This window comes from Streptomyces coelicoflavus (assembly GCF_003112555.1).
GTDB lineage: Bacteria > Actinomycetota > Actinomycetes > Streptomycetales > Streptomycetaceae > Streptomyces > Streptomyces coelicoflavus.
The window spans coordinates 448,196-469,369 of the sequence record NZ_BEWB01000002.1 but is presented as its reverse complement, the minus strand read 5'-3'; the positions used below and the strand labels follow the sequence as shown (position 1 = coordinate 469,369).

Genomic DNA, 21,174 nt, shown 5'->3' with positions numbered 1-21,174 from the left:
AGGGGTGCGGCCCGCCGACAGAGGTTTGGATCACTTCCCGGCCATGGGCCCGGTCCGGTCACTTGCCCTCGACCGGCCCGCAGTGCGGGTCGGTGGGGCACCAGATGGTCCGGGTGACGGTCACGGTGGGCCCGGGCCCGTTCCGGGAGGGCCGGTTGGCGGGCGGGGCGCTGGTGGCGTCGCAGTTGCCCAGGCCCTTGACCCGGAACCGTTCCTTGCCGTCCACCTTCGCGGTCAGGTTCCCGCGCACGCAGGCGCCGTCGACGACCTTGGTGACCTTGCCGTCGACGGTGATGTCCTTGCCGTCGTCGGTCCTGCCCTCGCAGTGCACGGAGGCGACCGCGTTCTCGCTCGCCGGGGCGGTGGTGCCCTTGTCGCCGTAGGAGGCGGTGCAGGTGAGCCAGCGCACCTCCGCCTTCTGCCGCTGGAATTCGCGGGTCACGGTCTGGTCGGTGGTGTACGCCACCGTCGCAGAACTGAGTCCACCCGGCTCGCACGCCACGGCCCCGCCGACGGCGACGGCCGCACCGACGACCACCGGAGCCATGCGCCGAATCCGTCTCATTGCCCACATGAAGGGCAGCGTCCCACCGCCCGGGGGTCGGCGGTAGGGCGCATACGGCCACTCCTCACTACCGTGGGCGCCATGGGCAACGACCGCAGGCAGCGCAGGCTCGTCGTGGACGAACGCACCACCTGGCTGTGGAGTCACCGGCAGAAACGGGGCCGCGACGGCGTCTGGCGGGACGCGCTGACGCTCTACCGGGACGAGGTCCGGGTCCGGTTCGTCTTTCTCGCGGGCGCGCCCGACTCCGGCCGGTACACCTCGGAGGGCGACTACTGGTGCGAGGGCTGCGTGGCGGACGGTCGCGGCAACCTGCTCAACCTGCGCGAACCCGGTGTCGTACGGGCGTTGGCCGAGGAGGCCGGGCGGCGGGGGCTGCTGCCCGGGCCCGGGGGCCGGCCGGTGGAGCTGGACGGCTGGGAGCTGTTCCCCGCCGTGGCCGCCGCCACCGACGGCTGACCGGGACGGTCGGGCCCCGGGCGATCCGGCACCGTCAGGACCAGCGGCCGGTGCGGGCCAGGAGTACGGCGGTCGCGGCGGTGCCCGCGGTGGAGGTGCGCAGGACGCTGCGGCCCAGGCGGTAGGGGCTCGCACCGGCCTCGGCGAAGAGCGCCAACTCCGCCGGGGACACGCCCCCTTCGGGGCCCACGACCAGCACGATGTCGCCGGTGGCGGGGAGTTCGGCGTCGGACAGGGGAACGTCGCCGCTCTCGTGGAGTACGGCGGCGAAGTCGGCCTCGGCCAGAAGTGAGGCAACCTGCTTGCTCGTCGCCGCGTCCGCGACGTCGGGGAAGCGGACCCGGCGGGACTGCTTGCCGGCCTCCCGGGCCGTCGCCCGCCACTTGCCGAGCGCCTTCAGGCCGCGCTCGCCCTTCCACTGCGTGATGCACCGGGACGCCGCCCAGGGCACGACCGCGTCGACACCGACCTCGGTCATCGTCTCGACGGCCAGCTCACCGCGGTCCCCCTTGGGCAGGGCCTGCACGACGGTGATGCGGGGCTGCTCGGCCGGCTCCTCGCGCACCCCGTCCGGGACGGTGACAACCAGGCGGTCCTTGCCCTCGGCGGCCTTCACGACGCCCTCGGCCCAGTGGCCGCGTCCGTCGGTGAGGACGACGTCCTCGCCCGTCCGCAGCCGCTTCACGGAGACGGCGTGGCGTCCCTCGGGGCCGTCGAGGACGTACTCGCCCGCGGGCAGGTCCTGGGGCTGCAGGGAATCGACCACGAACACCGGTGCCGTCATCGGCCGCCGCCTCCCGCCGGGTAGCCCGACAACCCCGACAACGCTGTCCCGGCGGCGGCGAGTTCGGCCGCCAGCACCTCCACGAGCTGTCCGGCGGGCAGCTCCCGGGCCATCCGGTGCCCCTGTCCCGCCCACAGCGCCAGGCCCTGCGCGTCGCCCGCCTTCGCCGCCGCCTTGCGCACCGGCGAGGTGAGGTGGTGCACCTCGGGGTAGGCGGCGGGGGCGTAGGGACCGTGCTCGCGCAGGAAGCGGTTGACCAGGGCGCGGGCGGGGCGGCCGGAGAAGGCGCGGGTGAGTTCGGTGCGCACGAACAGCGGGTTGGTCAGCGCCTGCTTGTGCAGGTCGTGGGCCCCGGACTCGGGGGTGGCCAGGAAGGCGGTGCCGAGCTGGGCCGCGCTCGCGCCGGCCGCGAGAACCGCGGCGATCTGGCCGCCGCGCATGATGCCGCCGGCGGCGACGATCGGCAGGCTGACCGCCTCCCGGACCTGGGCGACCAGCGACAGCAGCCCGGTGCCCGCGCCGCCGGTCTCCGGGTTGTCCCGGTGGGTGCCCTGGTGCCCGCCGGCCTCGGCGCCCTGCGCGATCACCGCGTCGGCGCCGGACTGCTCGACGGCCCGGGCCTCGTCCGCGGTGGTCGCGCTGACCAGGGCGAAGGTCCCCACGCGGTGCAGGGAGTCGACGACCTCACGGCTGGGCACGCCGAAGTGGAAGGACACCACCGGTACGGGGTTGTCGAGCAGTACGGCGAGCTTGGTGTCGTAGCCGTCGTCCCGGCCGCTGTCGGGGTCGCCCAGCTCCGTCTCGTACCAGGCGGCCTCGCCGGCCAGCTGGTGGGCGTAGACGTCGACGGCGGCGAGGTCGGCCGTCTCCGGCTGCGGGAGGAAGAGGTTGACGCCGAAGGGGCGGCTGGTCAGTCCCCGCAGATGCTTGATCTCCTGGTACATCCCGTCCGCGGTCTTGTACCCGGCGGCCAGGAAGCCCAGCCCGCCCGCCTCGCACACCGCGGCCGCGAGCTGCGGCACGGAGACGCCGCCCGCCATGGGCGCCTGCACGATCGGGTAGGGGAAGAGATCGGTCAGTGCGGAGGACATGACGGCATGTTGTCACGTCCTCCGCACAAGTCCGAATCCGGGCTTCCGTTGGCATACGCCAGGAGCATCCGCATCGGAACGTACGGCTCAGCGCCCGTTGAACGCGTCCTTCAGCCGCGAGAACAGCCCTTGCTGCCCGGGCTGGAACTGCCCGGTCGGACGTTCCTCGCCGCGGAGCTTGGCCAGCTCGCGCAGGAGGCGTTCCTGTTCGGGGTCGAGCTTGCCCGGGGTGGTGACCTCGACGTGCACGATGAGGTCGCCGCGGCCGCCACCGCGCAGGTGGGTGACGCCCCGGCCGTGCTTCGGGATCGACTGGCCGGACTGGGTGCCCGGGCGGATGTCGACCTCCTCCATGCCGTCGAGGGTCTCCAGCGGCACCTTCGTGCCGAGGGCCGCCGCCGTCATCGGGATGGTGACCGTGCAGTGCAGGTCGTCGCCGCGCCGCTGGAAGGTCGAGTGGGGCAGCTCGTGGATCTCCACGTACAGGTCGCCGGCGGGGCCGCCGCCGGGGCCGACCTCGCCCTCGCCCGCGAGCTGGATCCGGGTGCCGTTGTCGACACCGGCCGGGATCTTCACGGTCAGGGTGCGGCGGGAGCGGACCCGGCCGTCGCCCGCGCACTCGGGGCACGGGGTGGGGACCACGGTGCCGAAGCCCTGGCACTGCGGGCAGGGCCGCGAGGTCATGACCTGGCCCAGGAAGGACCGGGTGACCTGCGAGACCTCGCCGCGGCCCCGGCACATGTCACACGTCTGGGCCGACGTGCCGGGCGCCGCGCCCTCGCCGTTGCAGGTGTTGCAGACGACCGCGGTGTCGACCTGGATGTCCTTGGTCGTGCCGAAGGCCGCCTCGTCCAGCTCGACCTCGATGCGGATCATCGCGTCCTGGCCCCGGCGGGTGCGCGAGCGCGGCCCGCGCTGCGACGCCGTACCGAAGAACGCGTCCATGATGTCCGAGAAGTTCCCGAAGCCGCCCGCGCCGAAGCCGCCGGCCCCGCCGCCGCCCGCCTGCGAGAGCGGGTCGCCGCCGAGGTCGTAGACCTGCTTCTTCTGCGGGTCCGACAACACCTCGTAGGCGGCGTTGATCTCCTTGAACCGCTCCTGGGTCTTCGGATCGGGGTTGACGTCCGGGTGCAGCTCGCGGGCGAGCCTCCGGAACGCCTTCTTGATCTCGTCCTGGGAAGCGTCGCGGCGCACGCCGAGTACGGCGTAGTAGTCCGTGGCCACCTACGACTCCGCCAGGATCTGTCCGACGTACCGTGCCACTGCGCGTACCGCTCCCATCGTTCCCGGGTAATCCATGCGGGTCGGTCCGACCACGCCGAGCTTGGCAACCGCCTCGCCGCCCGAACCGTAGCCGACCGACACGACGGACGTTGAGTTGAGTCCCTCGTGGGCGTTCTCGTGACCGATTCGGACGGTCACGCCCGGATCCTTCGCCTCGCCGAGCAGCTTGAGGAGCACGACCTGCTCCTCCAGTGCCTCCAGCACCGGCCGGATCACCAAGGGGAAGTCGTGCCCGAAGCGGGTCAGATTGGCGGTGCCGCCGATCATCAGCCGCTCCTCGTTCTCCTCGACCAGCGTCTCCAGGAGAGTGGAGAGCACGGTGGAGACCGTACCGCGATCCTCGGCCTCGAAGGGCTCCGCCAGATCTTCCACCAGAGCCGGCACATCCGTGAAACGGCGCCCCGCGACCCGGCTGTTGAGCCGCGCCCGCAGATCGGCCAGCGACGCCTCGCCGAACGGCGCCGGGCAGTCGACCATCCGCTGCTCCACCCGGCCGGTGTCCGTGATCAGCACGAGCATCAGGCGCGCGGGCGCGAGCGAGAGCAGCTCCACGTGCCGCACCGTCGAACGGGTCAGCGACGGGTACTGCACGACGGCGACCTGCCGGGTCAGCTGCGCGAGCAGCCGCACCGTGCGGGCCACGACGTCGTCGAGGTCGACGGCGCCCTCCAGGAAGTTCTGGATGGCACGCCGCTCGGGCGCGGTCATCGGCTTGACGCCCGCCAGCTTGTCGACGAAGAGCCGGTAGCCCTTGTCGGTCGGGATGCGCCCGGCGCTGGTGTGCGGCTGGGCGATGAACCCCTCGTCCTCCAGGGCCGCCATGTCGTTGCGCACGGTGGCCGGGGAGACGCCGAGGTTGTGCCGCTCGGTGAGGGCCTTGGAACCGACCGGTTCCTCGGTGCCGACGTAGTCCTGGACGATGGCGCGCAGCACCTGGAGCCTGCGTTCACTGAGCATTCGCGCACACCTCCAGCTTCGTCCGCCCGTTTCGGCCTGTCTGGCCTGTCTGGCCTGTCTGGCCCGCCTTGACCTGTCTGCCCTGGCACTCATGGCTCGCGAGTGCCAGACTTCCCCGGCCCAGTGTACGGCCGTGGGGTACGCCCCCGGCAAGGCCGTGACGATGCCGTTAGCGTCGTCGCCGTGACGGTGACTTGGGAAGAGCTGGGCTGGGAGCGGCTGGCGGAGGGTGTGGGGCGGTGCCGGCTGCCGGGCTGGGACTGCACGACGGGGCTGGTGCTCGGCGCGGACGCGGCGCTGATGGTGGACGCGGGGTCGAGCCTGGCGGAGGGCGTCCGGTTGCGGGAGGCGGCGCGGCGGCTCGCCGGGCGGCATGTGACACATCTCGCGCTGACCCACCCGCATTTCGACCACGTCTTCGGCGCGGCGGCGTTCGCGGGCGCGGAGGTGTACGGCGCGCACGGCACGTCGGGCGCGGGCGCGCTGTTCGCGCCGGGCGGACAGGGGCGGGAGGCGCTGCGCGCGGACGCGGTGGCGGAGGGGATGGAGGCGGGGGCGGCGCGGGAGGCGGCCGACGCGCTCGTCCCGGTCCGGCACGAGGTCGGCGACGCGTGCGTGCTGGACCTGGGCGGAGACAGGCGGGTGCTGCTGGCCGACGTGGGGCCGGGGCACACCGGGCACGACCTGGCGGTGCTGGTGCCGGGCTCCCCGAACGTCCTGTTCTGCGGCGACCTGGTCGAGGAGTCCGGCGAGCCGCAGGCGGGCCCCGACGCCGTACCGGCGCGCTGGCCTGCCGCACTGGACCGGCTGCTGGAGCTGGGCGGGGCGGACGCGCTGTACGTTCCCGGTCACGGGGCGGTGGTGGACGCGGCCTTCGTCCGGGCCCAACGGGACGCCCTGGCCGCCCGGTTCGGCGTGTCGCGCTGATCATGGCGCGGGCGTTTCTCGTATCGTCGGCAGAATGCGCCAGTACTCCGCCGACCTGACCCCTCCGTGGAAGAAGCCGCAGCCCGTCCCCGAGGTGCCGGCCGATCCGGGCCTGGTGGTCGAGGAGCCCGGCACCGGGTTCTGCGGCGCGGTGATCCGCTGCGAGGCGGGCACAGTGACCCTGGAGGACCGCTTCGGCAAGCACCGCGTCTTCCCGCTGGAACCGCGCGGCTTCCTGCTGGAGGGGCGCGTGGTGACGCTGGTGCGGCCCTCGTCGTCCTCCGGTCCCGCCCGCCCCTCCCGTACGGCGTCCGGTTCGGTCGCCGTCCCCGGCGCACGGGCGCGGGTGGCGCGCGCCGGGCGCATCTACGTCGAGGGGCGGCACGACGCCGAGCTGGTCGAGAAGGTCTGGGGCGACGACCTGCGCATCGAGGGCGTCGTCGTGGAGTACCTGGGCGGCGTGGACGACCTCCCGTCGATCGTCGCCGACTTCGCCCCGGGCCCCGACGCACGGCTGGGCGTCCTGGTGGACCATCTGGTGCCGGGTTCGAAGGAGTGGCGCATCGCGGAGGCGGTGACGAGCGAGCACGCGCTGGTCGTGGGCCACCCGTACATCGACATCTGGGAGGCGGTGAAGCCGGCGTCGGTCGGCATCGACGCCTGGCCCCGGGTTCCTCGCGGTCAGGACTGGAAGACGGGGGTGTGCCGGGCGCTGGGCTGGCCGTCGGAGAACACGGGGGCGGTGTGGCAGGCGATCCTGGCGCGGGTGGGGTCGTACAAGGACCTGGAGCCGGAGTTGTTGGGGAGGGTGGAGGAGCTGATCGACTTCGTGACGGCGTGACGTTCTTGTCCGGCTGGTGAATCCAGCCCCTCCGGCGTTTGAGGAGCGGGGGTCCGGGGGCAGCGCCCCCGGGTCGGGACGGGAAGGGGCGGCGGGGGCGAGAAAAGTCCCCGTCAGTCCACCAGGTCCCGCACCACCGCGTCCGCCAGCAGCCGTCCGCGCAGCGTCAGCACCGCGCTCCCCGCCCCGTACGGCCCCTCCTCCAGCAGCCCCTCCGACAGCGCCCGCCGCGACGCCGCGAGCCCCGCCTCCCGCAGCAGCGACAGCGGGACGCCCTCCCGCAGGCGCAGCTCCAGCAGGACGCGCTCCACGCGCCGGTCCTCGTCCGTCAGGACCTCACGCCCGGCGCCCGGCGACTTCCCCGCCGCCAGCGCCCCCGCATACGCACCGGGATGCTTCACGTTCCACCACCGCACGCCCCCCACGTGGGAGTGCGCGCCCGGTCCCGCGCCCCACCAGTCGGCGCCCCGCCAGTACAGCTCGTTGTGCAGGCAGCGCCCGGCGTCGGAGGTGGCCCAGTTCGACACCTCGTACCAGTCGTAGCCCGCCGCGGACAGGGTCTCCTCCGCGATCAGGTAGCGGTCGGCGTGCACGTCGTCGTCGGTCATGGGGACCTCGCCGCGCCGGATGCGCCGGGCGAGCCGGGTGCCCTCCTCGACGATCAGGGCGTACGCCGAGACGTGGTCGGGGCCGGCGCCGAGCGCGGCGTCCAGGGAGGCGCGCCAGTCGTCGTCGGACTCGCCGGGGGTGCCGTAGATCAGGTCGAGGTTGACGTGGTCGAAGCCGGCCGCGCGGGCCTCGGCGACACAGGCCTCGGGGCGTCCGGGGGTGTGGGTGCGGTCCAGGATCTTCAGGACGTGCTGCTTGGCGCTCTGCATGCCGAAGGAGATCCGGTTGAAGCCGCCTTCGCGGAGGGCCGCGAGGTACGCCGGGTCGACGGACTCGGGGTTGGCCTCCGTCGTGATCTCCGCGTCCGGCGCCAGGCCGAACTCGTCGCGGATCGCGCCCAGCATCCGCACCAGGTCACCGGCGGCCAGCAGGGTGGGTGTACCGCCGCCGACGAAGACCGTGCGCACCTCGCGGGGGTCGTCGCCGAGCACCTTGCGGGCCAGGCGGACCTCGTCGACGAGCGTGTCGGCGTAGTTGTCGCGGGAGGCGAGGACGCCGCCGGTGCCGCGCAGCTCGGTCGCGGTGTAGGTGTTGAAGTCGCAGTAGCCGCAGCGGGTCGCGCAGTACGGCACGTGCAGGTAGAAACCGAGGGGGCGGTCGGCGGCCCCGGCGAGCGCGGACGCGGGCAGCGCGCCGTCGGCGGGGACGGGCTCGCCGTCGGGGAGTGCGGAGGGCATGCGTTCCATTGTCCCGCACCCGGCCGGATCCCCTGCCCGCCCCGTTCACTGCCCCCGTTCACTCCGCCTGGAGCACCAGCAGGGCCAGGTCGTCCTCCGGGGGCCGGGGCCCGAACTCGTGCACCAGCCGTCTGATGCGCTCGGCGACCAGCTCGGCGTCCAGGCCCGTGCAGCCGGCCAGCGCCGCGGCGAGCCCGTCGCCGTCGTCGAACTGGCGGGAGCCGCTGCGCCGCTCGGTGACCCCGTCCGTGACGCACAGCAGGGTGTCGCCGGACCGCAGCTCGAAGGTCTCGCTGACGTACGTCGCGTCCTCGACGACGCCGAGCAGGGTCTGCGGGCACGCGACCGCGGTCACCGTGCCGTCGGGCCCGAGGAGCAGCGGCAGCGGGTGTCCGGCGGACGCGAGGGTGCAGCGGACGCCGCCCTCGAAGGGGACCAGCTCGCCGTAGAGCAGGGAGAGGAAACGGGTCTGCGGTCCGTCGCCCGGGGCAACCGGTGGGCCTCCGGCGGCGACCAGGGCGCGGGCGGCGGCGTCGGCGGCCTCGGTGGCGTCGTCGAGGAGGAGCTGGTTGAGGCGGTCGAGGACGTCGGGGACGCCGTACTGCTCGCGGGCCAGCAGCCGCAGCCAGGGCCGGGCGAGCCCGATGACGACGGCGGCCTCGGGGCCCTTGCCCTGGACGTCGCCCACGGCGAAGCACCAGCGGCCGTCGCCGGCCGGGAAGAGGTCGTAGAAGTCGCCGCTGGGACCGCCCTTGTCGCGCGGTTCGTAGACGAGGGCGCTGCGCACGCCGGGGATCTCCGCGACGGCGCCGGGCAGCAGGCCGCGCTGGAGCACGGCGCTGATGGTGGCCTGCCGGGCGTACTGGCGGGCGGCGCCGATGGCCAGCGCCACCCGGCGGCTGAGATCCTCGACCAGCCCGGTGATCTCGTCGGGGAAGCCGGGGAAGCCGCTGGTGTCACAGGCGTCCGGGCCGGCCTGGCCGCCCTGGGCTCCCCCGGGGCTCTGGATGCCGCTCCGGATGCCCTCGGGGCCAAAGTCGCCCGGGTCGCCCTGGGCTCCCAGGGTGCTCTGGGTGTCCGGAACGCCCGCGGGGTCGGCCCGTCCGATGACCAGGGTGCCCAGTGGCCGGCCGCCGGCGACCAGACGGTAGGCGAGCGCGGTGCCGTGCGTGCCGAGTGCCTCGCCGGGCCAGGGGTGGCCGACGGGACCGGAGCGCCACGGGTCGCGCGGGCGGGGCGGCTCCTTCTCCAGGGCCGCGCGCAGCTCGTCGAGGTGCCCCTCGCCCGCGTGCCACACGCGGGCGAGCCGGGCGCCGACGGACGCCCCGGAGTCGTCGCTCCAGGCGCCCCGGCCCAGGGTCTCGTCCTCCAGCCACACCCCGCACCAGTCGGCGAGCCGGGGCACGATCAGCTGGCCGGTGAGGGAGGCGACCAGGTCCTCGTCGAGCTGCCCGGCCAGGAGGTCGGAGGCCTCGGCGAGGAAGGACAGGGCGCCGCGGCCCAGCCACTCCCGGTCGCGGGAGCGGCGCCGGCCGGGCCTTCCGGGCAGCACACCGGACGCGCCGTCCGGCCCTCCGGGGGCTCCCGGCTCCGTCGTGTCCGTGGACGGCGTTCCCGGACGCCCCGCGGCGCAGTCCTCGGCCCGCTCCGCGCTCCCGGCCGGCCCGACCGTCTCCCCGCCCGGCCGGACGGCCGCGACCTCGCCGGCTCCACCACCGGCACCGGCCCCCGCACCGTGACCGCTCCCCACACCCACACCGGCTCCCGCGCCGCCACCGCTCCCCACACCGTCGGCGGGCTCCGCGCCGGGGGCCTGCAGCCGCGCCCACACCGTCTTGGTGCCCGGGCGGTAGGTGATGCCCCAGGACTCCGCCAGTGCGGCGACGAGCCGCAGGCCGCGCCCGTACTCGGCGGGTTCGTGCGGTGTCTCGTGGTCGCCGCCCCTCGGGGCACGGGAGGGGTGCCGGTCCGCGACCTCGACGACGAGGGTGCCGGTCGCCTCCGCCCGCAGGCCCACCTCGACGTCGGTGCCGGCGTGCACGACGGCGTTGGTGACCAGCTCGCTGACGACGACCAGGGCGTCGGCGGCGAGGTGCTCGGTCAGGTGCTCCGTGCCGGGCAGGCCGAGCGCGGACCAGTCGGCGAGCGCGGCCCGTGCCATCGCGCGGGCGGCGCCCGGCGCCAGGGAGCTGCCCAGCAGGGTCACGCGCGCCCGGGCGCACTCCTCGAAACCCTCCTCGAAGCCCTCGCCGAAACCGTCGTCGAAGCCCTCGGCCGATGCCTCGGCGGCGCGCGCCGGCGCCGCGCCGGAGCGGGAGACGGTCTCCCGCTGCGTCGGAATGGCCCCCATGGACGTCTCCCCGGGCAGTTCGTGCGAATTCCTCACACTCGATGCCGACAGAGTGACAGACCGGCCCGGCCCATAAGCGCGGAGTTACCGAAGTGGGCCGTGATGGGTGAGAACCGTGCTAGGCGAACGTTCGAAGACGGCCGGAATCCGAACGGAAACCGGCCGTCTTCGAACATCTGCCGCGCGAACGGCGGCGGGACAGCGCACCTCATGGGGCTGCGGGCAGCCCCGGCGGCTACGCCTCGCGCGAGCCCTCGTACATCTCCTCGATCAGGTTCTTGTACTCCCGCTCCACCACCGGCCGCTTCAGCTTCAGGCTCGGGGTGATCTCGCCGTGCTCGACGTCGAGGTCGCGGGGCAGCAGGCGGAACTTCTTGATGGTCTGCCAGCGCTGGAGGCCCTCGTTGAGCTGCTTGACGTAGCCGTCGACCATCTCGACGGTCGCGGGCGCCGCGACGATCTCGGCGTACGGCTTGCCCTCCAGGCCGTTCTCCTTGGCCCACTCCGTGATCGCGATCTCGTCGAGGGCGATGAGCGCGGTGCAGAAGTTCCGGTCGGCGCCGTGCACAAGGATGTTGGAGACGTAGGGGCAGACCGCCTTGAACTGGCCCTCGACCTCGGCCGGCGCGATGTACTTGCCGCCGGACGTCTTGATGAGGTCCTTCTTGCGGTCGGTGATGCGCAGGTAGCCGTCGGGCGACAGCTCGCCGATGTCGCCGGTGTGGAACCAGCCGTCGGACTCGAGGACCTCGGCGGTCTTCTCGGGCAGCTTGTGGTAGCCCTCCATGATGCCGGGGCCGCGCAGCAGGATCTCCCCGTCGTCCGCGATGCGCACCTCGGTGCCGGGCAGCGGCTTGCCGACGGTGCCGGTGCGGTAGGCCTCGCCGGGGTTGACGAAGGAGGCGGCGGAGGACTCGGTGAGGCCGTAGCCCTCCAGGATGTGGATGCCGGCGCCGGCGAAGAAGTAGCCGATCTCGGGGGCGAGGGCCGCCGAGCCGGAGACGCAGGCGCGCAGGCGGCCGCCGAAGGCCTCGCGGATCTTGGCGTAGACGAGCTTGTCGGCGACGGCGTGCTTGGTGCGCAGGCCGGCGGGGGCGCTCGCGGTGCCGGTGCGCTTGAAGTTGTCCTGGGTGACCTTGGCGTACTCGCGGGCGATCCCGGCGGCCCACTGGAAGATCTTGTACTTGGCCCCGCCGCCCGCGCGGGCCTTGGCGGCGACGCCGTTGTAGACCTTCTCGAAGATGCGGGGCACGGCCGCCATGTAGGTCGGCTGCACGACCGGCAGGTTCTCGATGATCTTGTCGACGCGGCCGTCGACGGCGGTGACGTGGCCGACCTCGATCTGGCCGGAGGTCAGCACCTTGCCGAAGACGTGGGCGAGCGGCAGCCACAGGTACTGCACGTCGTCCTTGGTGCACAGGCCGGTCGCGGCGATGGCCTTCGCCATGTACGCCCAGTTGTCGTGCGGGAGGCGGACGCCCTTGGGCCGGCCGGTGGTGCCGGAGGTGTAGATGAGGGTGGCGAGCTGGTCCTTGGTGAGCGCGCCGACCCGCTCCTTGATCAGCTGCGGGTCGGTCTCCAGGCGGGCCGCGCCCCGGCGCTCCAGCTCGTCGAGGGTGAGGATCCAGTCCTCGGAGGTGTCGGCGCCGGCCGCGTCGATCACGACCACGTGGGTGAGGTCGGGCAGCTCGGCCCGCTTCTCCCTCGCCTTGGCCAGCTGCGCGGCATCCTCCGCGATCAGCACCCGGCTCTCGGAGTCGGAGAGGATGTACGCCGATTCGTCGGCGTTGGTCTGCGGGTAGACGGTGGTCGTCGCCGCGCCGGCGCACATGATGCCCAGGTCGGTGAGGATCCACTCCAGCCGGGTGGAGGCGGCCAGCGCCACCCGCTGCTCCGGCTGCACGCCCAGCTCGACCAGGCCGGCCGCGATCGCGTAGACCCGCTCGGCGGCCTGCGCCCAGGTCAGCGACTTCCAGTCGTCGGGGCCCTCGCCCGAGGCCGGCGGCACCGGGTAGCGGTACGCCTCGGCGTCCGGCGTGGCGGCCACCCGCTCCAGGAAGAGTCCCGCCACGGAGGGCGGACGGTTCTCGATCAGTGTCTGTGTGTCGCTCACGACATCCTCCGGGCCCGCGACGGTGCGGCTGGCTGGTGCGGCTGGCTCGTTGCGGCTGGCTCAGGTGCGGCTGGATTCACTCTCGGGCGATGGTTCGGGCGGTTGTTCGGGCCGCGGTCAAGCGGCGCGTCGGACTGTTGCCCGATCACTTGTTTAACTCACGAGTAACTAAGGGGCAGGCATCAGGGTAAAGGGCGACCGGCCCCCGCGTAAGAGCCCGCGCCCTGTCATTTCCTACAGAGGCCTGCCCGTGACATGCGAAGAGACCCGCCGCACTTTCGTACGACGGGCCCCTCGGTGTCCGTTTTGGCCGGACCCGGCGTGCGGCGCGGCGGCTACTTCTTGCCCTTGCCCGACCCCGCGCTGTCGTCGCTGGACAGCACCGCGATGAAGGCCTCCTGCGGAACCTCCACGGAACCCACCATCTTCATCCGCTTCTTGCCTTCCTTCTGCTTCTCCAGCAGCTTCCGCTTGCGGGAGATGTCACCGCCGTAGCACTTGGCGAGGACGTCCTTGCGGATGGCGCGGATGGTCTCGCGGGCGATCACCCGGGAGCCGATGGCGGCCTGGATGGGCACCTCGAAGGCCTGGCGCGGGATGAGCTCGCGCAGCTTGGCGACGAGCCGGACGCCGTACGCGTACGCCTGGTCCTTGTGGGTGATCGCCGAGAAGGCGTCCACCTTGTCGCCGTGCAGCAGGATGTCGACCTTGACGAGGCTGGAGGTCTGCTCGCCCGTGGGCTCGTAGTCGAGGGACGCGTAACCGCGCGTCTTGGACTTCAGCTGGTCGAAGAAGTCGAAGACGATCTCCGCGAGGGGGAGGGTGTAGCGGATCTCCACCCGGTCCTCGGACAGGTAGTCCATGCCCAGCAGGGTGCCGCGCCGGGTCTGGCACAGCTCCATGATCGCACCGATGAACTCGGTCGGCGCCAGGATCGTGGCGCGCACGACCGGCTCGTAGACCTCGTTGATCTTCCCCTCGGGGAACTCGCTCGGGTTGGTGACCTCGACCTCGGTGCCGTCCTCCATCACCACGCGATAGACCACGTTGGGCGCGGTGGCGATGAGGTCGAGGCCGAACTCGCGCTCCAGGCGCTCCCGGATCACGTCCAGGTGGAGCAGGCCGAGGAAGCCGACGCGGAATCCGAAGCCGAGGGCGGCGGAGGTCTCCGGCTCGTAGACCAGGGCGGCGTCGTTGAGCAGGAGCTTGTCCAGCGCCTCGCGCAGCTCGGGGTAGTCGGAGCCGTCCAGCGGATACAGGCCGGAGAAGACCATGGGCCTGGGGTCCTTGTAACCGCCGAGCGCCTCCGTGGCGCCCTTGTGCATGCTGGTGACCGTGTCACCGACCTTGGACTGGCGGACGTCCTTCACGCCGGTGATCAGGTACCCCACCTCGCCGACACCGAGGCCGTCGGCGGAGAGCATCTCGGGCGAGTTGGTGCCGATCTCGAGCAGCTCGTGCGTGGCGTTGGTGGACATCATCCGGATCCGCTCGCGCTTGTTGAGCTGGCCGTCGATGACACGGACGTACGTCACGACACCGCGGTAGGAGTCGTAGACCGAGTCGAAGATCATCGCGCGGGCGGGGGCGTCCTTGACGCCGACCGGGGCCGGGACCTCGGCGACGACCTTGTCCAGCAGCGCCTCGACGCCGAGACCGGTCTTGGCGGAGACCTTGAGTACGTCGTCGGGGTCGCAGCCGACCAGGTTGGCCAGCTCCTCGGCGAACTTCTCGGGCTGTGCGGCCGGCAGGTCGATCTTGTTCAGTACGGGGATGATCGTGAGGTCGTTCTCCATCGCCAGGTAGAGGTTGGCGAGGGTCTGGGCCTCGATGCCCTGGGCGGCGTCGACGAGGAGGATGGTGCCCTCGCACGCGGCCAGCGACCGCGACACCTCGTAGGTGAAGTCGACGTGCCCCGGGGTGTCGATCATGTTGAGGATGTGCGTGGCGCCCTTGTCGTGGGTCGGGGCCCACGGCAACCGCACCGCCTGGGACTTGATCGTGATGCCGCGCTCGCGCTCGATGTCCATGCGGTCGAGGTACTGGGCGCGCATCTGCCGCTGCTCGACCACACCGGTCAGCTGGAGCATCCGGTCGGCGAGCGTGGACTTGCCGTGGTCGATGTGCGCGATGATGCAGAAGTTGCGGATCAGCGCCGGGTCGGTACGGCTCGGCTCGGGCACATGGCTGGGGATCGCGGGCACGCAGGGTCCTGATTCTTGAGGCGTCCGCAGTGTCTGCGGTCTCGGGTCTCGGGTCGGATCGATACGTAGCCTCCATGGTCCCACGGGTGGGGAGCCGGTACGGGTTTGGGACCCTCGACGACGCGCTGGTAGTGTGGGGGGCTGTGTCTCTTGCCCTCTCAGCGCGAGGCACTCCTTCAAGAAATCACCGGCACGGGACCCTCGCGGCCTCGTGCCTGAACCTGCAAAGGCTCATTCGTGGCGAACATCAAGTCCCAGATCAAGCGGAACAAGACCAACGAGAAGGCCCGGCTGCGCAACAAGTCGGTCAAGTCCTCTCTGAAGACCGCGATCCGCAAGGCCCGCGAGGCCGCCGCCGCGGGTGACGTCGAGAAGGCCACCGAGTTCCAGCGCGTCGCTTCGCGCGAGCTCGACAAGGCCGTCTCCAAGGGCGTCATCCACAAGAACCAGGCCGCCAACAAGAAGTCGGCGCTGGCGCAGAAGGTCGGCGCTCTCAAGGGCTGAACCCCTGTCTGGATTTATCTGGTGTGACCGCCGGAAGGACCCAGAGCGGGCCCTCTCTCATCCGCTCCCGTCCGGCACCCAGGATCCGTGCGCGGCCTGCGTTCGCCACGCGGGCATGGATCCGCGAGCTTGATCCCGAGGCCCCGGTGGCCGTCCTTCCCCAGGACGGACGCCGGGGCCTCCGGTGTTTCCCGGACCGGAGGCACACGGGGAGCGTGAGGAGAGTGGAGAGTGGAGAGTGCGGTGGGCAGGGCGGGAAGGGGCGGGCCGGGTGGGCTTACGACCGTCCCCGCGAGCGCGCCGCCCGGGCTACGGTCACCACGGCCTTCTCCAGGGCGTACTCGGGGTCGTCCCCGTCGCCCTTCACGCCGGCGTCCGCCTCGGCCACCGCACGCAGGGCCACGGAGACGGCGTCCGGGGTCCAGCCGCGCATCTGCTGCCGGACGCGGTCGATCTTCCAGGGCGGCATCCCCAGCTCGCGGGCGAGGTCGGCGGGGCGTCCGCCGCGGGCGGAGGACAGCTTGCCGATGGCCCGGACGCCCTGCGCGAGGGCGCTGGTGATCAGTACCGGTGCCACTCCGGTCGCCAGCGACCAGCGCAGCGCCTCCAGCGCCTCCGCCGCACGTCCCTCGACCGCCCGGTCGGCGACCGTGAAGCTGGAGGCCTCCGCCCGTCCGGTGTAGTACCGCCCGACGACCGCCTCGTCGATGGTCCCCTCGATGTCGGCGGCCAGCTGGGACACCGCCGAGGCGACCTCCCGCAGGTCGCTGCCGATCGCGTCGACCAGGGCCTGGCAGGCCTCGGGCGTGGCCGACCGCCCGGCCGTACGGAACTCCGCGCGCACGAAGGCCAGCCGGTCGGCGGGCTTCGTCATCTTCGGACAGGCCACCTCGCGCGCGCCCGCCTTGCGGCCGGCGTCGAGCACGCCCTTGCCCTTGGCACCGCCCGCGTGCAGCAGTACGAGGGTGATCTCCTCGGCCGGGGCGGCGAGGTAGGCCTTGACGTCCTTGACGGTGTCGGCGGACAGGTCCTGCGCATTGCGTACGACCACGACTTTGCGCTCGGCGAAGAGCGAGGGGCTGGTCAGCTCGGCGAGGGTGCCGGGCTGAAGCTGGTCCGGGGTGAGGTCGCGCACGTCCGTGTCGGCGTCGGCGGCCTTGGCGGCGGCCACCACCTCCTGCACGGCACGGTCGAGCAGGAGGTCCTCCTGGCCCACGGCAAGGGTCACCGGGGCGAGAGGGTCGTCATTCGCAGTCTTCCTGGCCATCGCGACAAGCATCGCACGCGCCACTGACAACGCCGGACGAGCGATGCCGGGCGGTACGCGGCGGGGGCGGGCGGGACGCGTCGGGTGCCGGGCGGCGCTGGGCGGGCGCGTCGGGTGCCGGGCGGCGCTGGGCGGGCGCGTCGGGTGCCGGGGGGGGGGCTGCGCGGTGCGAGGCGGGTGGCGGGGGGGCGGGCCGGCTAGGGCTCCTCGCGCCAGCCTTCCCACTCCCCCGCGAACGCGTCCAGCTCACCGGGGTCCAGTGCCTCCCGCTCGTCCCGCAGGACGACCAGCCACTGCGCGTCCTCGGCGTCGTCCTCCCCGGCCAGGGCGTCCCGGAGGATGCGGGGCTCCTCGTCGAGCCCGAACCGTTCCCCGAGCGCCTGGGCGGCCTCCTCCGCCGCGTCGCGGTCGGGCAGTACCAGCACATGTCTCACGTCGCTCACGGGAGCCATTGTGGGTCAGTCCCGGGCACGGTCAGCCCTTGGGCACGATCTGCACGTCGAGGTCGATGCGGATGCTGGGGCCGACCACGGCGATGCCGCGGGCCAGCATCGTCTGCCAGCTGACGGTGAAGTCGTCGCGGTGCAGCTCGGTGGTGGCGCGGCAGGCGGCCCGCGTCTCGCCCTCCATGCCGTTGCCGAGTCCGAGGTACTCGGTGTCCAGGGTGACCGTGCGCGTCACACCGTGCAGGGACAGCGCCCCGGTGACGGCCCACCGGTTGCCGCCGCGGTGGGTGAAGCGGTCGCTGTAGAACTCCAGGGTCGGAAACCGCTCCACGTCCAGGAAGTCGGCCGAGCGCAGGTGGTCGTCGCGCATCTTGACGTTGGTGTCGATGGACGCCGCGCCGATCACGACGTGCATCGCGGACTGTTCCATGTCGTCGGCGATGCGCACCGCGCCCGCGAAGGAGTTGAACCGGCCGTGGATCCGGGCCAGCCCGATGTGCCGCGCGGTGAACGCGATCGAGGAGTGCGCGGGCTCGATCTCCCAGTCGCCCGAAGCGGGCAGCTCCGGCGGCCGGGCCACCTGGAGCGTCACGTCGCCGAGCGAGGCCAGCGTGTCCTCGACGACCGTCGCGGAGGCCCGGTACGGCGTGTAGCCCTCGGCGGACACGGCGAGCCGGTACTCCCCCGCGGGCACCGTCGCCACGAACGACCCGAAGGGGTCCGTGCCGCCGCCGACGACCTTGCGCCCCATGGTGTCGCTGACCGTGAACTCCGCGTTCGGCACGGGGTCGTTGACGGGGTCGAGCACGCGGCAGCTCAGCACGCCCGCGTCCGGCGGGGTGTGCACCGCCGCCAGGGGACCCGTCCGTTGCATCCGCTTCGTTCGGCTTCCCAGCAAGCGGCCGATCATTTGCGACACCCTCTGCACGACATGAGAAAACTAGTTGACGGAGAAACATTCGATCACCGATGTGGCTTTCGAGGCAACACGGGGCCACATCGCGGGAAACCGTCACATGTGCTGCAAGTAGGCAGGAGTGGCCCCGTGTGGTCCGGTTTCACCACACCGGGCGGGATTTCTCACAGCGGGCGCACAGGCGGCACCGACGGCCCGGTCCGGTGGGCCGACGGTGCCGCGGCGGGACTCCGGTCACGCCTCCCAGTACAGCCCGCGGACCTTCGCGCTCGTCACCGTGACCGGGGTCTCGTCGCCGGAGTCGGGCGGGTAGTAGACGAACTCGAAGCGCAGCCGTTCGGTGGCGACGATCGAGCCGCTGTTCCCGAAGTCCGGGAAGCTGTCACCGCTGGTGCCCACCCGCTCGACGATCGGCCCGGTCCATCGGGTGCCGTCCGGACGCAGGTGGTAGAAGCGGCCCTGGAGCGTGGAGCCGGGCGGCACGTCCGCTCGAAGGTAGGCCGTGGCCTGGTAGTGGGACGCGCCGGTCAGCAGGTCCACCCCGTCCACGGAGAGCGTCGTCCACTCCCGGGGCGTGATCTCCTGGTCGTCGCCGTCGGACCGGCTGATCGCTCGCGGCATGTCTTCCTCCTCGGAGTCGCCGGGCGTCCAGCCGGCGGGGTGGGTGAGGCGTTCTTCGACGCGGGCGCGCATCGACGCCATGGTGAAACCGCGCGGGTCGATCTTCCCGGGCTGCCACTCGAGGTGGCCGATCACCGATCGCTCGTTCCAGCCGTGGTGACGGCACACCGCCGCGGCGGCCCGCTCGATCGCATCCAACTGCGCGGCGGGCCACGGGTCCTTGCCGTCCCCGAGGTTCTCGCACTCGAAGCCATAGAAGTGCCGGTTGCCGTCGGTGTTGGCCTCGTTGTCCCGGGGCAGCGCCTTCTCCGCGACGACGGCACGCAGCACGTCGTCGTCGCCGAGACCGGCGTGGTTGGCCCGGCCGTAGCCGACCAGATGGACCCTGCCGTCCTTGGTGATGACGCCGTGGCACAGCGGGCCGGGCAGGCTGTCGTAGCCCTTGCGGCAGATCTCCACGGTGGCCGCGCTGCCCCGGGTCACGGTGTGGTGGATCATCACACCGTTGACGGGGCCCCACGGGCCCTTGTGGTTGCGGTTGTGGTCCCGCCAGTCGCCCACCTCGACGACGGTGAGGCCCTCCGCCTTCAGTGCCTTGAGGAAGCTGCCCGCGCTCATGGGGGTGGCCATCAGCCACACTCCGGCCGCGACCGCGTGGCCTGGCGGCCGTCCTCGCCGGGCCGGTGCACAACGGTGCGCCCCGGCGTGGGGGGTTGGGGCATGGGTTTCTCCTTCTGCCGGTGGGGCGGGCGTTCCGGCGCCGAGCCCGTCGTGTCGTGATGCCGGTGGTGGTGACGGTGGTGGTGACGGTGGCGGTCGGGAATGGCCTGTGAGGCCGTGGAGTGGTGGTGGTGTGGGGGGAGGCCGTTGGCGGGCGCGTCGGCTGCGCGACACGGTGACGTCATCCGCGCCTTCTTCCGTGCTGTACTGAAAATTCCCGGCGCCATCCCGGCCTACGCCTCCCCGCGCCGCAGAGACCGGAACGGCTCGCGATCCGGCCAGTACCGCTCCCTGCGGGAGAATCTGCGAAGTCCGTGTACTGAGGCAACGGTCTGGCCGGCTCATGGACTCCTTCAGGTATTCAGGAGGTGCCCATGGGGGATGCCAAGCAGACACGGGACGAGGAGTTCCGCAGATTCGTGATCGGCCGGTGGCCGGGGCTGATGCGCACGGCCTTTCTCCTCACCGGCGACAGGTACGCCGCCGAGGACCTGGTCCAGTCGACGCTCGAGCGGGCCTACACGGCCTGGCGCCGGGTGAACGCGGCCGACGACCCGGACGCCTATGTGCGGCGCGTGATGATCAACGCGCACGCCCGCAGACACAGAAGACGGCTCAAGGAGTTCCTGGCGCCGAAGGACGACTCCGGCCCGGTGCGCGAACCGGCCGACGCCGCCGACCCGATGGCACGGGCCGACGACCGCGGCGCCCTGCTCGAAGCGCTCGCCCAGTTGCCCGCGCGGCAGCGCGAGGCGGTGGTCCTGCGCTACTGGGAGGACCTCACGGAGACACAGACCGCCCGGGCCATGGGCTGCTCGGTCGGCACGGTCAAGAGCAACACGGCCAAGGGGATAGCGAAACTGCGCGCCGTACCGGCGCTGGCCGACACCACATTGCAGGGAGGACGGACATGACCGGTGTGGACGGTACCGGCCGGGACACGGCACAGGAGCGGATCGCTGCTCTCCTCGCGGACACCGCTCACGAGGTGGAGACCGGCGTGGCCCCCGTGGACGCCGTCGTGCGTGCGGGCCGTCGGCGCAGGGCGCGGCGACGGACGGTGGCAGCGGTCGCGGCGGTGGTGCTGGCGGGCACCACGGGAACGCTGGCCCTGACGAGCCTGCCCGGGGGGAACGACTCCAGCGCCCCCGCCAAGCCCGCCCCCGCGGACGAACGACGCGTGTTCCTGCCGCAGATCTCGCAGGTGGCCGTCGGCACGTCCGGGGGCGAGAGGTGGGCCGTCAACGTGCAGGTGTGGCCGGCACCCCACGACAGGGCCGAGGCCGTGAAACAGACCGAGGCCATGGCGGACTGGGGGCTCACCCCGGCGACCTCGGGCGACCCCGCCGGCCTCGTCGGCCGCACCAGCTACTTCGTCATCCGCTTCTACGGCCCCGAAGGCGCCACGAACGACGAACTCACCCATCGCATGGTGGACTCCGACACCACGAGCACACTGCCCTGGCCGAAGGGGAAGGAGGTCGAGGTCCTGCCCCAGCCCCTCACCGGTGAGGACGGACCGCACCGTCTGGTCATCGGGACGGTTCCCACCACGGCGAAGCAGGTCGCCTGCCACTGGAAGGACGGCACCACCACCCTGGCCGACCGCGCCCCCGACAACACCCCCGTACGCGACACGAACGCCGTCATCCGGTCCGTCCGCGGCTTCCCCACGGCGAACTGGTTCGCCTGCGCGTCCCCGGGCTCGGCCGCCTACCAGTCCGCTGAGGTGACCGAGTAGCGACTCGACGACTCGGCGACTCGGCGATTTGGCGACTC

At 72.4% G+C, this 21,174-nt stretch carries 18 protein-coding genes and 1 pseudogene; 6 read left to right on the top strand and 13 right to left on the bottom strand.

The features are described 5' to 3' along the window. Positions 1 to 58 precede the first annotated feature (58 nt). Complete coding sequence (locus Sco07f_RS02320; RefSeq protein WP_167467994.1) at positions 59 to 547, bottom strand: hypothetical protein; 489 nt, start codon at positions 545 to 547, stop codon at positions 59 to 61. 99 nt (positions 548 to 646) lie between these two features. On the opposite strand from Sco07f_RS02320, the gene Sco07f_RS02315 reads away from it, so the two are divergent. Next, positions 647 to 1,024, top strand: coding sequence for a hypothetical protein (locus Sco07f_RS02315; RefSeq protein ID WP_174855298.1), 378 nt, complete (start codon positions 647 to 649; stop codon positions 1,022 to 1,024). A gap of 34 nt (positions 1,025 to 1,058) precedes the next feature. Here Sco07f_RS02315 and Sco07f_RS02310 read toward each other — a convergent pair whose 3' ends face one another. From Sco07f_RS02310 to hrcA, 4 genes are all read right to left on the bottom strand, one after another. Further along, positions 1,059 to 1,808 (bottom strand): 16S rRNA (uracil(1498)-N(3))-methyltransferase, encoded by a 750-nt coding sequence (locus Sco07f_RS02310; RefSeq protein WP_108986772.1) that lies wholly within the window; start codon positions 1,806 to 1,808, stop codon positions 1,059 to 1,061. After that, positions 1,805 to 2,899: a nitronate monooxygenase gene (locus Sco07f_RS02305; protein WP_007388450.1), complete on the bottom strand. Its 1,095-nt coding sequence runs from the start codon at positions 2,897 to 2,899 to the stop codon at positions 1,805 to 1,807. The genes Sco07f_RS02310 and Sco07f_RS02305 overlap by 4 nt, the downstream gene beginning before the upstream one ends. Before the next feature lie 87 nt (positions 2,900 to 2,986). Further along, positions 2,987 to 4,123 carry a molecular chaperone DnaJ gene (gene dnaJ, locus Sco07f_RS02300; protein WP_007388451.1) on the bottom strand — a complete coding sequence of 379 codons (1,137 nt, stop codon included), beginning with the start codon at positions 4,121 to 4,123 and terminating at the stop codon, positions 2,987 to 2,989. Beyond that, entirely contained in the window at positions 4,124 to 5,140 is a 1,017-nt protein-coding gene (hrcA, locus tag Sco07f_RS02295; RefSeq protein WP_007388452.1) for a heat-inducible transcriptional repressor HrcA, read from the bottom strand. It lies immediately after the preceding gene. A 183-nt stretch (positions 5,141 to 5,323) separates the two neighbouring features. Here hrcA and Sco07f_RS02290 point away from each other — a divergent pair, with 183 nt between their 5' ends. After that, complete coding sequence (locus Sco07f_RS02290; RefSeq protein WP_108986771.1) at positions 5,324 to 6,067, top strand: MBL fold metallo-hydrolase; 744 nt, start codon at positions 5,324 to 5,326, stop codon at positions 6,065 to 6,067. Positions 6,068 to 6,101: 34 nt separating this feature from the next. After that, the gene (locus Sco07f_RS02285) at positions 6,102 to 6,908 is read left to right on the top strand and encodes a DUF3097 domain-containing protein (RefSeq protein ID WP_007449424.1); all 807 of its coding nucleotides are present in this window, start codon (positions 6,102 to 6,104) and stop codon (positions 6,906 to 6,908) included. Positions 6,909 to 7,021: 113 nt separating this feature from the next. Here the strand turns inward: Sco07f_RS02285 and hemW are convergent, their stop codons facing one another. The 4 genes from hemW to lepA form a co-directional block, all read right to left on the bottom strand. Next, on the bottom strand, positions 7,022 to 8,254 hold the full coding sequence (hemW, locus tag Sco07f_RS02280) for a radical SAM family heme chaperone HemW (protein WP_054100522.1): 1,233 nt from the start codon (positions 8,252 to 8,254) through the stop codon (positions 7,022 to 7,024). A gap of 58 nt (positions 8,255 to 8,312) precedes the next feature. Continuing rightward, a complete protein-coding gene (locus Sco07f_RS02275) occupies positions 8,313 to 10,604 on the bottom strand; it encodes an ATP-binding SpoIIE family protein phosphatase (RefSeq protein WP_108986770.1) in 2,292 nt (763 codons plus the stop codon). A 235-nt stretch (positions 10,605 to 10,839) separates the two neighbouring features. Further along, the gene (locus Sco07f_RS02270) at positions 10,840 to 12,717 is read right to left on the bottom strand and encodes an AMP-dependent synthetase/ligase (RefSeq protein WP_054100520.1); all 1,878 of its coding nucleotides are present in this window, start codon (positions 12,715 to 12,717) and stop codon (positions 10,840 to 10,842) included. Between the two features lie 335 nt (positions 12,718 to 13,052). Continuing rightward, on the bottom strand, positions 13,053 to 14,921 hold the full coding sequence (gene lepA / locus Sco07f_RS02265) for a translation elongation factor 4 (RefSeq protein ID WP_054100519.1): 1,869 nt from the start codon (positions 14,919 to 14,921) through the stop codon (positions 13,053 to 13,055). 237 nt (positions 14,922 to 15,158) lie between these two features. Between lepA and rpsT the strand changes: the two genes are divergently transcribed. Then, complete coding sequence (gene rpsT / locus Sco07f_RS02255; RefSeq protein WP_003976241.1) at positions 15,159 to 15,425, top strand: 30S ribosomal protein S20; 267 nt, start codon at positions 15,159 to 15,161, stop codon at positions 15,423 to 15,425. A 277-nt stretch (positions 15,426 to 15,702) separates the two neighbouring features. Here the strand turns inward: rpsT and holA are convergent, their stop codons facing one another. The 4 genes and pseudogenes from holA to Sco07f_RS41215 all read right to left on the bottom strand — a co-directional run. After that, a complete protein-coding gene (gene holA / locus Sco07f_RS02250) occupies positions 15,703 to 16,692 on the bottom strand; it encodes a DNA polymerase III subunit delta (protein ID WP_218030728.1) in 990 nt (329 codons plus the stop codon). A 197-nt stretch (positions 16,693 to 16,889) separates the two neighbouring features. Further along, a complete protein-coding gene (locus Sco07f_RS02245; protein WP_042826107.1) occupies positions 16,890 to 17,135 on the bottom strand; it encodes a hypothetical protein in 246 nt (81 codons plus the stop codon). Between the two features lie 31 nt (positions 17,136 to 17,166). Next, positions 17,167 to 18,048 carry a YceI family protein gene (locus Sco07f_RS02240; protein ID WP_007449435.1) on the bottom strand — a complete coding sequence of 294 codons (882 nt, stop codon included), beginning with the start codon at positions 18,046 to 18,048 and terminating at the stop codon, positions 17,167 to 17,169. Positions 18,049 to 18,720: 672 nt separating this feature from the next. Beyond that, positions 18,721 to 19,293 (bottom strand): annotated as a pseudogene (locus tag Sco07f_RS41215) (N-acetylmuramoyl-L-alanine amidase); the annotation flags it as partial. A gap of 476 nt (positions 19,294 to 19,769) precedes the next feature. Between Sco07f_RS41215 and Sco07f_RS02230 the strand changes: the two are divergent. Continuing rightward, positions 19,770 to 20,309, top strand: a complete 540-nt coding sequence (locus Sco07f_RS02230; protein ID WP_007449444.1) for a SigE family RNA polymerase sigma factor — start codon at positions 19,770 to 19,772, stop codon at positions 20,307 to 20,309. Beyond that, positions 20,306 to 21,136, top strand: coding sequence for a hypothetical protein (locus Sco07f_RS02225; RefSeq protein ID WP_007449446.1), 831 nt, complete (start codon positions 20,306 to 20,308; stop codon positions 21,134 to 21,136). The genes Sco07f_RS02230 and Sco07f_RS02225 overlap by 4 nt, the downstream gene beginning before the upstream one ends. The last annotated feature ends 38 nt before the right edge of the window (positions 21,137 to 21,174 follow it).

What these genes read in the sequence shown, in the direction of transcription:
- Sco07f_RS02305 (WP_007388450.1), bottom strand. Translation starts at nt 2,899, where the DNA reads ATGTCCTCCGCACTGACCGATCTCTTCCCCTACCCGATCGTGCAGGCG.
- Sco07f_RS02230 (WP_007449444.1), top strand. Translation starts at nt 19,770, where the DNA reads ATGGGGGATGCCAAGCAGACACGGGACGAGGAGTTCCGCAGATTCGTG.
- hemW (WP_054100522.1), bottom strand. Translation starts at nt 8,254, where the DNA reads ATGCCCTCCGCACTCCCCGACGGCGAGCCCGTCCCCGCCGACGGCGCG.
- Sco07f_RS02240 (WP_007449435.1), bottom strand. Translation starts at nt 18,048, where the DNA reads ATGATCGGCCGCTTGCTGGGAAGCCGAACGAAGCGGATGCAACGGACG.
- Sco07f_RS02285 (WP_007449424.1), top strand. Translation starts at nt 6,102, where the DNA reads ATGCGCCAGTACTCCGCCGACCTGACCCCTCCGTGGAAGAAGCCGCAG.
- Sco07f_RS02320 (WP_167467994.1), bottom strand. Translation starts at nt 547, where the DNA reads ATGGCTCCGGTGGTCGTCGGTGCGGCCGTCGCCGTCGGCGGGGCCGTG.
- holA (WP_218030728.1), bottom strand. Translation starts at nt 16,692, where the DNA reads ATGGCCAGGAAGACTGCGAATGACGACCCTCTCGCCCCGGTGACCCTT.
- Sco07f_RS02275 (WP_108986770.1), bottom strand. Translation starts at nt 10,604, where the DNA reads ATGGGGGCCATTCCGACGCAGCGGGAGACCGTCTCCCGCTCCGGCGCG.
- Sco07f_RS02310 (WP_108986772.1), bottom strand. Translation starts at nt 1,808, where the DNA reads ATGACGGCACCGGTGTTCGTGGTCGATTCCCTGCAGCCCCAGGACCTG.
- hrcA (WP_007388452.1), bottom strand. Translation starts at nt 5,140, where the DNA reads ATGCTCAGTGAACGCAGGCTCCAGGTGCTGCGCGCCATCGTCCAGGAC.
- Sco07f_RS02315 (WP_174855298.1), top strand. Translation starts at nt 647, where the DNA reads ATGGGCAACGACCGCAGGCAGCGCAGGCTCGTCGTGGACGAACGCACC.
- Sco07f_RS02225 (WP_007449446.1), top strand. Translation starts at nt 20,306, where the DNA reads ATGACCGGTGTGGACGGTACCGGCCGGGACACGGCACAGGAGCGGATC.